This is a genomic window from Verrucosispora sp. WMMA2044 (assembly GCF_027497155.1).
GTDB lineage: Bacteria > Actinomycetota > Actinomycetes > Mycobacteriales > Micromonosporaceae > Micromonospora > Micromonospora palythoicola.
Genome location: NZ_CP114913.1, coordinates 5,297,436 through 5,310,672, shown reverse-complemented (window position 1 = coordinate 5,310,672; position 13,237 = coordinate 5,297,436). Strand labels below are relative to the sequence as shown.

Below are 13,237 nucleotides of genomic sequence, written 5' to 3'. Positions count from 1 at the left end.
CCACAGGCGGGGGCTGGTTTTCCACAGGGGGTTTCGTCGGTCTCCGTGGCCCTGGACAGTCAGTCGGGTGGATGCGTTGACGGTGGTCCGACGGGTGGCGGCCAGGCAGGACTCGGTGGTCACGTTGGCTCAGGCCCGTGCCGCCGGGCTGACAGTGCACGAGGTGCATCGGCTCTGCCGCGCCGGCCGGTGGCGCACGGTGGCCAGAGGTGCCTACCTGGTGGATGCTGATCTGCACGACGGGGTGCCGCGCCGGGCGCGGATCAGGGCGGCGGTCGCGTCATTCGGCCCCGGTGCCGCTGCGGTGCTGGCGACGGCCGCCGAGCTGTATGACATCGCCGGCGTCCAGAGGTCAGAGGAAATCCACGTTTCGGTGCCCGGCATCGCCGCGCGGCCGGTGAGACCGAACGATCCGCAGGTTACGCTGCACCAACTCGCGATCGAGCCGACACAACTCGGTGAGGTTGCCGGGATCGCCGCCACCGTGCCGGTACGAACAGTCGCGGATCTCATCCTGAGGTTGCCCCGCTATCCGGCGGTGTGCCTCGTCGACTCTGCGCTCAACCAGAGGTTGGTCCGGGATGAAGACCTGCCCGCCATCCATCGCCTCATCCGGGGACGGCGTGGGGCGGTAGCGGCCCGTGGTTACCTCGCTGAGGCGGACTGCCGGGCACAGTCTCCGCTGGAGACGCGCACCCGGTTGCGGTGCGTTGACGGACGGGTCCCGCCCGACGTCCTTCAGATGGAGGTACGAGACCACGATGGCTCTCTGCTCGGCATCGGTGATCTGGGTTGGCGGCGGCACCGAATCATCGCGGAGGCTGACGGGAAGGGGTCGCACAGCGCCCCCGCCGCTGTCTTCGCTGACCGCCGTCGGCAGAACCGACTGCTCAACGCGGGATGGGCCGTCCTTCGCTTCACCTGGGCTGACACACTCCAGGCCGAGTACATCCCCTGGATCGTGCGACAGGCCATGCAGATGGCCGCCGAGCGCGGCCGACCATGAAGTTGTTGCCCAGGCTACGGCGTGTCGGAGGCAATAACTTCATGATCAACGGGATTGGCGGCGGGGTCGGTAGGATGACTCGGCGTGCGGGTTCTTCTTCTTGGTGGTGGTGGGCGGGAGCATGCGCTCGCCCTGGCGTTGGCCGATGATCCGTCTGTTGAGGCGCTGATCGCGGCACCTGGTAATCCGGGGATCGCGGCGGTGGCGCAGTTGCGGGCCGTCGATCCGGTCGATCCGGTGGCGGTGGCTGGGCTCGCCGTCGAGGTGGGCGCGGACCTGGTCGTGATCGGGCCGGAGGCGCCACTTGTCGCCGGGGTTGCCGACGCGGTTCGGGCGAAGGGCATCGCGGTCTTCGGGCCGTCGGCCGAGGCGGCCCGCCTGGAGGGCTCCAAGACCTTCGCCAAGGAGGTGATGACCGCCGCCGGTGTACCCACCGCACGGGCCTACCCGTGCACCGACGAGGCGAGCACGGCTGCCGCCCTGGACCGGTTCGACCCGCCGTACGTGGTCAAGAACGACGGGCTCGCCGCCGGCAAGGGCGTGGTGGTCACCGACGACCGTGCCGCAGCCGAGGCGCATGCGCGCGAGTGCGGTCGCGTGGTGATCGAGGAGTACCTCGCCGGCCCGGAGGTGTCGCTGTTCGTGGTCACCGACGGCGAGACCGCGGTGCCGCTGCTGCCGGCGCAGGACTTCAAGCGGGTCGGCGACGGTGACAGCGGGCCGAACACCGGCGGCATGGGAGCGTACGCGCCGCTGCCGTGGGCGCCGCCGGATCTGGTGGACGAGGTCATGCGGGACGTGGTGCACCCGACGCTCGCCGAGATGCGCCGCCGGGGCACGCCCTTCTCCGGCCTGCTCTACGTCGGGTTGGCGATCACCGCCGACGGCCCCCGCGTGATCGAGTTCAACGCCCGCTTCGGTGACCCCGAGACCCAGGTGGTGCTCGCGCTGCTGGAGACGCCGCTGGGTGGGCTGCTGCACGCCGCCGCCACCGGCACTCTGGCCGACCATCCGCCGCTGCGCTGGCGTACCGGCGCCGCGGTGACGGTGGTGGTCGCCGCCGAGGGCTATCCGGCGGGGCCGCGTACCGGCGACGTGATCACCGGCGGCGAACAGCCCGGCGTGATCCACGCGGGCACCGCCCGCCGGACCGCCGACGGCGCCCTGCTCTCCGCCGGCGGCCGGGTCCTTTGTGGTACGGCCACCGGCCCGGACCTGGCCGCCGCCCGCGACGCCGCCTACCAGGTGGTACGCGGAATCGAGCTGCCCGGATCGCACTACCGCCGGGACATCGCCGCCACCGCCATCGACGGCCGGATCACCCTGCCCGGCTGATGGGCAGGTGCCGGGGCAGGTCGATAAGGGACACTGTCGGTATGCCTACCGTTGCCGAGGGTGCTCGTTCCACCGGTGCCGTGACGCGTCGGAAAACCAACCGCCGACACGGCAACTCGACGCATCGGTGGTGGCGTCTCTAACCGGTGAGGGAGGTGGGATGGACGCCGACGAGTTCGAGACGTTCGTACGCGAATCCGCACCGACGCTGCGTCGGTACGCCCGCGCCGTCACCGCCGATCCGGGCCAGGCCGAGGAACTCCTCGAGGAGACCTACGTGCGGGTGGCCACGTCGTGGCATCGGCTCCTGGCCGACGGCAGTCCGCTCGGGTACGCGAAGGTCGCCATGGTCCGGCTGCACGTGAGCCGGCTGCGGAGGATCGCCCGTCGGGTCCGGTCGCTGCCGACCGCCGGAAGGCCGGTGGGTGCCGAGGTCGGTCGGGTGGACGACGGTCACCTGCGCCGCCTGCTCGCCGGGCTGGCCCCGTTGCAGCGGGTGGTACTGGTCATGACCTACCTGGACGACCTGGACGACGAGTCGATCGCGGCGGCGATCGGGCGCCGCCCGGGGACCGTCCGATCGCTGCGTCATCGCGCCCTCGGCACCGTGCGGGACGGCTTGCCGATCGCCCGGGTACGCCCGGAGATGGAGGCGGCAGGATGACCGACGTCCGGGACGCGCTGCGTCGGGTGTGGACCACCGAGCCCGGGGCGCCCGCGCCGGATCCGCTGCCGGCGGTGCGGGCCCGGCTGCGCCATCGCCGCCGGGTGCGGGCCACCGCCGCCGCGCTCGCCTCGTGCGCGGTCGTCGGCTTGGCGGTGGTCATGGCCGCGACGGCACGGCACGACGAACCTTCGCCGTCCTCCGTCGGGCCTCCGGCCAGCCCGGTCGCACCCGAGCTGCGGGGCCTGCCGCCCGATCTGCTGCCGGTCGACGCCACCAACGCGGTGCTGCGGATGGCCCGGCCGGAGGTGGTGCCGGCCGGCACCCGGTCGGCGTACGAGGGCGCCGGCCCGGTTTCCCGGGTGGTGGCGGTGACCGATTTCGAGGCTCCACCGGGCCTGCCCGGCACACCGCGCGAGGTGACCGTCCCGACCAGTGCCGAGGTGCTGGCCACGGACGAGCCGGCGACGTCCACGGCGTACCTGTCGGCGTGGGCACCGGACGGGCGCTGTTGGTTCCTGGCGGTGACGGCAGCAGATGCAAAGACCCGGTGGTCGACGCTGGACGCCCTCATCGAGGCCAATCTCGGTTAGGCGACCGTTCAGGCCGGCTGGACCGGCCGATCGGCCACCGTGGGCCGTTGACATCCCGTGTCACGATCATCGTGCCGGTGGCCGGCCAGGGCCACCGGGACGGGGAAGGAGGACGCGGTGACCGGCTTTCTCGGCGCGGCGCTCAGCTTTCCGACCGTGCTGTTCAGCTTCCTTCTGGTGGTGGTCGTCGGCTACTGGCTGCTGGTGTTGACCGGCGTGCTGGATCTCGGCGACGACCTCGACGTCGACGGCGTACCGGGCACCGTACTTGCCGGTCTCGGCCTGGGCGGTGTGCCCAGTGCCGTCATCTTCTCCCTGCTCGTGGCGGTGGCCTGGTTCGTCAGTCTCGCCGGCACCGCCCTGCTGGACGGCCTCGGGCTCGGTTCCGGCACCCGGATAGCCGTCTCGGTCGGTGTCCTGCTGGGCGCCGCGGCCTGCGCGTGGCTGGTGACCCGGCTGGTCGCGGTGCCGTTGAGCCGACTCTTCCCCACCGAGACGGACGCCACCCGGCACGCCTTCGTCGGCCGCCTCTGCGTCGTACGCACCGGTACGGTCACCGCCGACTTCGGTCAGGCCGAGGTGACCGCGGCCGACGGTTCGTCGGCGGTGGTGCAGATCCGGCAACCGGGCGACGAGCGGATGCCGGCCGGCAGCTCCGCGTTGATCTACGACTACGACACCGACGGCGAGTTCTTCTGGGTGATGCCCGCCGGACCCGCCTTCGACCCGCTGAGACACGTTCCCGAATAGTTCACCACCAACCCGCCGAGCGCGGCCGGTCAACCCCCTTCGGCCGGCCCGCCCCACGCTGCCCCTGAGCCGCCCCGAAAGGAGGATGCGCGGCGTCCCGTCCGGCCTTCTCGGCCGGTCGCCATCGCACGCGCGCCCAGCCATGGATGTCATCACCACCGGTATAGGCGTACTCCTCGCCGTTGTCCTGCTCGTCGCGCTCGGCGTGGTGTTCATGGTCAGCCGGCTGTTCCGCAAGGTCGAGCAGGGCAAGGCCCTGATCGTGTCCAAGGTGCGGCGGGTCGACGTGACCTTCACCGGCGCGGTCGTGCTGCCCGTCCTGCACAAGGCCGAGATCATGGACATCTCGGTCAAGACGATCGACATCGAACGGACCGGCAACGAGGGTCTGATCTGCCGCGACAACATCCGGGCGGACATCCGGATCACCTTCTTCGTCCGGGTGAACAAGACCGTCGAGGACGTCATCAAGGTGGCGCAGGCGATCGGCACCGCGCGGGCCAGCGACCGGGAAACCCTCCAGGAGCTGTTCAACGCGAAGTTCTCCGAGGCGCTCAAGACGGTCGGCAAGCAACTCGACTTCGTCGACCTCTACACCAAGCGCGACGAGTTCCGGGACCAGATCATCCGGGTGATCGGCACCGACCTCAACGGCTACAGCCTGGAGGACGCGGCGATCGACTTCCTGGAGCAGACGCCGATGGCGCAGCTCGACCCGAAGAACATCCTCGACGCCCAGGGCATCCGGAAGATCACCGAGCTGACCGCGCTGGAGCACGTGCGGACCAACGAGTTCCGCCGCAGCGAGGAGAAGGAGATCACCCGGCAGAACGTCGACGCTCGGGAGGCGATTCTGGAGCTGGAGCGCCGGCAGGCGGACGCCGAGGCCAAGCAGCGCCGCGAGATCGAGACGGTACGGGCCCGCGAAGAGGCCGAGGTCACCCGGGTACGCGCGGAGGAGCGCCTGCGGGCGGAGACGGCGAACATCCGTACCGACGAGCAGTTGGGCATCCAGCACGAGAACCGGGCCCGGGAGATCGCGGTCGCCGAGAAGAACCGTGAGCGGGTCATCGCCATCGAGACCGAGCGGATCGAGAAGGACCGCCTGCTGGAGGTGATCGGCCGGGACCGGGAGACCGAGCTGAGCACGATCGCGAAGGACAAGGAGGTCGAGGCCGAGAAGCGGGCCATCGCCGAGGTGATCCGGGAGCGGATCGCGGTGGAGAAGACCGTGGCCGAGCAGGAGGAGAACATCAAGCGGCTGCGGGTGGTCGAGGAGGCCGAGCGGACCCGGCAGGCGCTTGTCATCCAGGCCGAGGCCGAGGCGCAGGAGAACCTGGTCAAGGACATCAAGGCGGCGGAGGCCGCCGAGGCGGCGGCCAAGCACCGCGCCCGCGAGGAACTGGTGCTGGCCGAGGCCCGGCAGCAGGCCGCCGAGCTGGACACCCGCGCGAAGATCCGGCTGGCCGAAGGCGTCCAGGCCGAGGCGGCCGCGGCCGGGCTGGCCGAGGTGCAGGTCCAGGAGCGCAGCGCCGAGGCGATCGAGAAGGTCGGACGGGCCGAGGCCGCCGTCGAGCGGGAGAAGGCCGTGGCCGCCGCCGAGGCGGTACGCGAGAAGCTGAAGGGCGAGGCCGAAGGTCTCACCGAGAAGGCCGCCGCGATGGCCGCGCTGGATGACGCGACCCGGGAGCACGAGGAGTACCGGCTGCGCCTGGAACTGGAGAAGGAGGTCCGGCTGGCCGGGCTGGACACCCAGCGTCAGGTCGCCGAGGCGCAGGCCAAGCTGGTCGCCACCGGCCTGGAGAAGGCGAACATCGACATCGTCGGCGGCGACAGCATCTTCTTCGACCGGCTGCTCAGCTCGATCTCGTACGGCAAGAGCGTGGACGGTTTCGTGGCCCACTCCGACGTGGCGAAGAACCTCGCCCAGCCGTGGCTGGACGGCAGCGCCAGCTTCACCGACGACCTGGCCCGGATGGTCGGCTCGATCGACAGCGCCGACGTGCAGAACCTCACCCTCTCGGCGTTCCTGATGCAGCAGATGCGCTCCGGCGGCGGGGACAAGGGCAAGCTCCAGGAACTGCTGAAGGCCGCGCAGCGCCTCGGCGTGGCGGAGACCCCGGTCGCCGCCCTGACCGGCCCACGGCAGCGCGCCGGTGAGTGAGCCGACCACCGGTCCGGCCGCCGTCGGGCGTACGCCCGGCGACGCCGGACCGGCCCCGGCCGTCTCGGACCCGACCGGGCCGGGAGCCGCGGACGTCGGCACCCGGCCGGGCCTGGACGACGGCAGCTACGAGGTGCTGCGTCGGCGGCTCGCCACCCAGGCAGGCGAGTTGGCCCGCCGGGCGGAGGCGCTCAACGCCCGGCGGCTGGAGGTCTTCGGCAGCACCGAGCTGCGGCTGCTGAGCACCGAACGGATCCGTACGGAGCACAACTGCGTACCCCGGGACATCGTCTCGGTGGGCGGGCTGATGCTGTTCGGCTACAACGTGTTCATCGGGTTGAAGCCGGAGACCTCCGTCGACGACGTCTTCTCGCTGCACCGGTTCGGTCGCGAGTCCCGAGAAGCCGGCGAAGGCGGTGACGACGGACCGGAGGTGGCCGGGTTCCGGTTCGACGAGGCGGGCCACGACGAGCTGCCCGGCCTGCTCCGCGACCCGCAGTTCGTCCGCGACTTCGGTGAGCTGTACCGCTACTACCGGCAGGCCCGCCTGCTGCAGCTGCGTCGGGTCGACGGTCGGCTGCTGGCGGTGTTCCAGACCGGTCCGCGCACCGAGGACATCCGGGTGCTGCGGTGGCGGGTCGGCGTCGACGGGGTGCCCGAGTACCTGGACAGCCGGGGCGAGCGGGACCACGTCTTCCCGCCGTCACACGACTTCGAGTGGACCGAGACGACCCGCGAGGACCACGTCCTCGGCCGGCATCCGCACATCTCGATCGACGGCCAGGTCTTCGTGGAGACGGTCGGCGGCACGCTGACCGTCAAGGTGGAGAACAACACCGAGGTCGGCGAGGGCGTCTACAGCGAGCCGGTGGACGAGCCGTTGCAGAGTCTCGCCGACGCCGACGTGCACTGGGCCCGGGTGGGGCCGCTGATCCTGTTGCGGCTGCGGCCGTACAAGGAGACGCAGTGGCGGCACCTCGTGTTCAACACGCTCACCCGGGAGGTGGTCCGGCTCGACGGCATCGGCGTCGCCTGCCAGCGGCTCCCCGAGGACCACGGCATCATCTTTCCGGGCGGATACCACCTGGTCACCGGCGTCACCAGGACGTTCGACACCGACGTGTCGGAGCTGGAGTTCGAGCGGGTGGTGCGTTCGCCGAACGGCGAGGACGTGCTCTACGTCTTCCATGCCCGCGCCGACGGCCGCAGCCTGCTGCTGCCGTACAACGCGATCCGCAAGGAGGTGGCCGCACCGATCCCGTGCCACGGCTTCTCGCTGTTCGACGACGGCACCCTCGTGGTGTTCCGGGCCGTGTCCGAGGAACCGACCCGGGTCCACCCGATGCAGGTCTGGCAGACGCCGTACGTCTCGGACGCGTACGCGGCGGCGCAGCCGGCCGGCACCGGGCCGCTGGAGCGGATCGGCAACGCCGACCTGGTACGCGGCATCTCCGACTGCCTCTCGGCGGCCCGGATGGTCGACGGCACCGCCACCGCCGAGGTCTACGACGCGTTGCTCGCCGCCTGTGCCCGGATCACCGACCACTACCACTGGCTCGGCGAGGACGACCTCGGTGACCTGGCCACCCCGCTGGCCGGGCTGCGTCGCACCGCCGCGGCCGTGCTGGAGGAGCACGAGAAGGTCCGGACCCTCACCGAGCGGGCCCGTGCCGAACTGGACGACAGCGCCGAGCAGATCGCCTCGCTGGCCCGTCGGGCGCGTGGCGAGGCGCCGCTGACCGCCGACGACTGGGTCACCCAGTTGGGTGGCCTGCGCCGCGCCCGGGGGCACCTGGAGACGCTGCGGGAGCTGCGCTACGTCGACCACGCCCGGATCGACGAGCTGGCCGGTCGACTCGACGAGGAACTGGCGGTGGCCGGTCGCCGGGCGGTGGAGTTCCTGCGCCGCGACGAGGCGTTCACCGGTTACCAGCAGGAGGTCGCGCGGCTCGCCACGAAGGCCGCCGAGATCGGCACGGTGGCCGAGGCGGGCACCGTCCACGACGAGCTGGCCGCGCGTACCGACGGACTACAGACCATCACCGACGTGGTCGGCGGGTTGGACATCGCCGACGCGACCGTCCGCACCGGCATCCTGGGCCGCGTCGGTGAGGTGCTGGGCGCGGTCAACCGGGCCCGCGCCGTGCTGGACAAGCGCCGCCGGGAGCTGGCCGCCGCGGAGGGCCGGGCCGGCTTCGCCGCCGAGTTCGCCCTGCTCGGGCAGGCGGTCACCGGGGCGCTGGCGGCGGCGGACACCGCCGAGCGCTGCGACGAGCAACTGGGCCGGCTGCTGCTGCGGGTGGAGGAGCTGGAGTCCCGATTCGGCGAGTTCGACGACTTCCTCGCCGAACTGGCCACCCGGCGCACCGACATCTACGAGGCGTTCTCCTCCCGTAAGCAGGCGCTGCTCGACGAGCGGGCCCGCCGCGCCGACCGGCTCGTCGCCTCCGCCGAACGGATCCTGGTCAGCGTGCACCGGCGAGCCGGCACCCTCGGCTCGCTCGACGACATCAACACCTACTTCGCGGCCGATCCGATGGTGGACAAGCTGCGCGCGGTGGTCGAGGAGCTGCGTACCCTCGGCGACGCGGTGCGGGCCGAGGAGCTGGACGGCCGGGTCCGGGCCGCCCGCCAGGAGGCCGGGCGTGGCCTGCGCGACCGGCTCGACCTGTACGCCGACGGCGGCGAGACGATCCGGCTGGGTCGGCACCGCTTCGCGGTGAACACCCAACCGATCGACGTGGCGGTGGTGCCAGCCGAGGGCCGGATGGTGGTGGCGGTGACCGGCACCGACTACCGCGCCCCGGTACGCGACGAGGAGTTCCAGCAGACCCGACGGTTCTGGGACCAGTTGCTGGTCTCCGAGTCGGCGCAGGTGTACCGGGCCGAGTACCTGGCCACCTCGATCCTGGCCGCCGCCGAGGCCGGTCGCGACGGCCCCGGACTGGACGAGTTGCACACGGCGGCGGTGGACGTCGACGGGCTGCGGGAACTGGTCCGGCGGATCGCCGAGACCCGCTACGACGAGGGCTACGAGCGCGGCGTGCACGACCACGACGCGGCCGAGATCCTGCGGGTACTGCTGCGCCTGCACGCCGGCGCGGGGCTGTTGCGCTACCCGCCGGCCGACCGCGCCGCCGCCCAACTCTTCTGGCGGTACGCCACCGACGAGTCGGCCCGGTCGACCTGGACGGCACGCGCCGCCTCGCTGGCCCGGGCCCGGGCGCGGTTCGGTCGCCCTGACGGCGCGGACGCCACCGACCAGCTCTGCGGCCAACTGGCCGAGGCGATCGAGGTGTTCCTGCGCGACGCCGGACTGCCGGTGCCGCCCGGCGGCACCGCGCTCGCCGGCGAGTACCTGTTCGCCGAACTCGCCGCACCGCCGGTGCGGTTCGTCACCGGCGGTGGGGCGCGTGCCCTGCTGGACCGGTTCCGCCGGGCGCTCGGCGGCCCGCAGTCCCGTTCCTCCCGCGAGTTCGACGACGACCTGAGGGCGCTCGGTGACGACCTGGCCGGCCGATACCAGCTGATCGAGGCGTGGCTGACCGCCTTCCTGGCCACCGACGACGGCGGCCTGTCCGGCTACGACCTGCCGGAGGCGGTCGCCGTCGAGCTGTGCGGCCCCGACCTGGCGCGGGAGGACAGCGCGGCGACGATGACGGAAACGGTCGGCGGCCTGCTCGGCGCGCATCCGCGCATCGACGGCTCCACTCTCGACGTACGGCTGGACGAGATGCTGGCCCGGACCCGCACGTTCCGCACCGACCTGGTGCCGGCGTACCGGGACTACCAGCGGCGACGCAACGCGCTGGTGGAGGTCGAGCGGGAGCGACTGCGGCTGGAGGAGTACCGGCCGAAGGTGATGAACGCCTTCGTCCGCAACCGGCTGCTCGACGAGGTGTATTTGCCGCTGATCGGCGACAACCTGGCCCGGCAGCTCGGCGCGACCGGCGACGGCAAGCGGGTCGACCAGTCCGGCCTGCTGCTGTTGATCTCACCGCCCGGCTACGGCAAGACCACCCTGATGGAGTACGTGGCCAGTCGGCTCGGCCTGGTCTTCGTCAAAGTCAACGGGCCGGCCCTGGGCACCAAGGTCACCTCGCTGGACCCGGCGGAGGCGCCAGACGCCACCGCCCGGCAGGAGGTCGAGAAGATCTCCTTCGCCCTGGAGCTGGGCAACAACGTGCTGCTCTACCTCGACGACATCCAGCACACCAACCCGGAGCTGTTGCAGAAGTTCATCTCGCTCTGCGACGGGCAACGCCGGATGGAGGGCGTCTGGGAGGGCCGGACCCGGACGTACGACCTGCGCGGCAAGCGGTTCGCGGTGTGCATGGCGGGCAACCCGTACACCGAGTCGGGCCGGCGCTTCCGGGTGCCGGACATGCTCGCCAACCGGGCCGACGTGTGGAACCTCGGCGACGTGCTCTCCGGCCGGGAGGAGGTCTTCGCGCTCAGCTACGTCGAGAACGCGCTCACCGCGAACCCGGTGCTGGCACCGCTGTCCGGTCGGGACCGGGCCGACCTGGAGCTGCTGGTGCGGATGGCTCGGGGCGACGACACGGTCCGCGCCGACCAGCTGTCCCACCCGTACCAGCCGGTGGAGCTGGAGCAGGTCGTCTCGGTGCTGCGCAAGCTGCTGCGGGTGCAGCAGGTGGTGCTGGCCAACAACCAGGCGTACATCGCCTCGGCGGCGCAGTCCGACGACGCCCGCACCGAACCGCCGTTCCAGCTACAGGGGTCGTACCGGAACATGAACAAGCTGGCCGAACGGATCGTCCCGGTGCTCACCGACGAGGAGTTGGAGGCGGTGATCGACGATCACTACCTGGGTGAGGCGCAGACCCTGGCGGCCGGCGCGGAGGCCAACCTGCTCAAGCTCGCCGAGCTACGCGGTCGGCTCACGCCGGAGCAGGCCGCCCGCTGGGCCGAGGTGAAGGACGCCTTCCAGCGCTCGCGGGCGCTCGGCGGCACCGGCGACGACCCGGTCGACCGGGCGGTCGGCGCGCTCGGCCTGCTCGCCGACCGGGTCGGCGGCGTCGCCGCCGCCATCGGCCGCGCCACCGACCGCTGATCCCCGACGTCACGACTTGCGGCAAGTGGGGCCTTCCCGCCGAGGTGATGGCCCGGGTTGCCGCAAGTCGTGGTACCTCTGCCGACGTCAGCCGTAGTAGCGGCGTAGTTCGCGGGTGAGCACCTTGCCGGTGGCGTTGCGGGGCAGGTACCTGACGAAGACGACGTCGCGGGGCACCGAGAAACGGGCCAGGTAGTGCCGGACGTACTCGCGGACCGCCTCGGCGTCGAGGGTCTCGCCGGGGTACAGCGCGAGGAAGGCGGCGAGCCGCTGGCCGTAGTCGGGGTCGGGTACGCCGATGACGGCGGCCTCGCGCACCTGGGGGAGCTGGGTGAGCAGCTGTTCCACCTCGGCGGGGAAGACGTTCTCCCCGCCGGAGACGATCATGTCGTCGGCGCGGCCGTCCACGAAGAGCAGTCCGTCGGTGTTGACCCGGCCCAGATCGCCGGTGTCCAGCAGGCCGTCGTGCCGAGCCCGGTCGGCGCCCGAGGTGTAGCCCTCGAAGAGCATCTCGTTGCCGACCAGGATCCGCCCGACCCGGCCGGCGGCCACCGGTCGACCGTCGTCGTCGACGATCTCCAGCCGGGTGCCGTGCGGCGGCCTGCCCGCGGTGGTGGGTGCCCGGCGCAGGTCGGCGGGGGTGGCGATGGAAGCCCAGGACGCCTCGGTCGATCCGTAGAGGTTGTAGAGCACGTCGCCGTAGGTGTCCATGAACGCCGCCGGCAGCCCGCCGGGCAGCGCCGAGCCACTCACCGCGACCACCTTCAGCGGCGGTCGGTGCTCCGGCGGCGGCAGCTCAATCAGTCGTTGCAGCATCACCGGCACCGCGAACAGTGCCTGACAGCGGTGCCGCACCAGGGCGTCGAGGGTGGCGGCCGGGTCGAAGCGTCGGTGCAGCACGATCGTGGCCCGCAGGGCGAAGCAGACCTGTAGGGCCGCGTACCCCCAGGTGTGGAAGATCGGGGCGGCGATCAGCACCCGGTCCCGGACGTGCAGCGGGATCCGGTCGATGATGGAGACCAGCGGGCCGAAGCCGTTCGGGGTGGGTCGGCGGGCGCCCCTGGGCGCACCGGTGGTGCCGGAGGTGAGCACGATGATCCGGCCGTCCCGCTCGGGCGGGTGCAGCTCGCCGGGGAGCGCGGTGTCGATCAGTTCGTTTCGGGCCTGCTCGTCGAGGCGGTGCAGGTCCGCCGGCAGCCCGAGGGTCCGTTCGGTGAACTCGTCGTCGTGCACCAGGATCCGCAGTCGTTGCTCCTGCGCCACGGTGGCCAGTTGCGCCGCTGAGAGACCGGTGTTGACCAGCACCGCGTCCGCGCCCAGCAGGGTGGCGGCGACGATGGTCTCGATCAGCCCCGGGTGGTTGCGACCGAGCACGGCGATCCGGTCGCCGGCCTGGACGCCGAGTGCGGCACGCAGCGCGCGGGCGAGCCGCATGGACCGGTCGAGCAGTTCGGCGTACGTCAGCTCGGTGCCCTGCTCGTCGATGACGGCGACCCGGCCCGGGTCCCGGGCCGCCGCCTGGCGCAGTTCACCGGCGAGGCTCCAACCCCACTTGCGTAGCGCGCTGAGCTGCGATGCGACGCGGATCGGACGACCCGGGGCGAGCAGGCCCCGCCGGGTCAGCGTGGTGACGATGAACGGCAGATCCATG

The 13,237-nt window shown here is 71.8% G+C and carries 8 protein-coding genes; 7 read left to right on the top strand and 1 reads right to left on the bottom strand.

The genetic code is table 11. The features are described 5' to 3' along the window. Positions 1-67: 67 nt before the first annotated feature. The 7 genes from O3597_RS24190 (at position 68) to O3597_RS24160 (ending at position 11,586) form a co-directional block, all read left to right on the top strand. Complete coding sequence (locus O3597_RS24190) at positions 68-1,006, top strand: type IV toxin-antitoxin system AbiEi family antitoxin domain-containing protein (protein WP_281602476.1); 939 nt, start codon at positions 68-70, stop codon at positions 1,004-1,006. An 84-nt stretch (positions 1,007-1,090) separates the two neighbouring features. Then, the gene (gene purD / locus O3597_RS24185) at positions 1,091-2,341 is read left to right on the top strand and encodes a phosphoribosylamine--glycine ligase (RefSeq protein ID WP_281602475.1); all 1,251 of its coding nucleotides are present in this window, start codon (positions 1,091-1,093) and stop codon (positions 2,339-2,341) included. A gap of 160 nt (positions 2,342-2,501) precedes the next feature. Next, positions 2,502-3,005, top strand: coding sequence for a sigma-70 family RNA polymerase sigma factor (locus O3597_RS24180; RefSeq protein WP_281602474.1), 504 nt, complete (start codon positions 2,502-2,504; stop codon positions 3,003-3,005). Continuing rightward, positions 3,002-3,598, top strand: coding sequence for a hypothetical protein (locus O3597_RS24175; protein ID WP_281602473.1), 597 nt, complete (start codon positions 3,002-3,004; stop codon positions 3,596-3,598). Before O3597_RS24180 ends, O3597_RS24175 begins: the two co-directional genes overlap by 4 nt. A gap of 117 nt (positions 3,599-3,715) precedes the next feature. Next, positions 3,716-4,348 carry a hypothetical protein gene (locus O3597_RS24170; protein WP_164446687.1) on the top strand — a complete coding sequence of 211 codons (633 nt, stop codon included), beginning with the start codon at positions 3,716-3,718 and terminating at the stop codon, positions 4,346-4,348. 142 nt (positions 4,349-4,490) lie between these two features. Beyond that, positions 4,491-6,512, top strand: coding sequence for a flotillin family protein (locus O3597_RS24165; protein ID WP_164446685.1), 2,022 nt, complete (start codon positions 4,491-4,493; stop codon positions 6,510-6,512). Then, the gene (locus O3597_RS24160; protein ID WP_281602472.1) at positions 6,505-11,586 is read left to right on the top strand and encodes a DNA repair ATPase; all 5,082 of its coding nucleotides are present in this window, start codon (positions 6,505-6,507) and stop codon (positions 11,584-11,586) included. Before O3597_RS24165 ends, O3597_RS24160 begins: the two co-directional genes overlap by 8 nt. A gap of 87 nt (positions 11,587-11,673) precedes the next feature. Here the strand turns inward: O3597_RS24160 and O3597_RS24155 are convergent, their stop codons facing one another. After that, positions 11,674-13,236 carry an AMP-binding protein gene (locus tag O3597_RS24155; RefSeq protein ID WP_164446684.1) on the bottom strand — a complete coding sequence of 521 codons (1,563 nt, stop codon included), beginning with the start codon at positions 13,234-13,236 and terminating at the stop codon, positions 11,674-11,676. Between the last annotated feature and the right edge of the window lies 1 nt (position 13,237).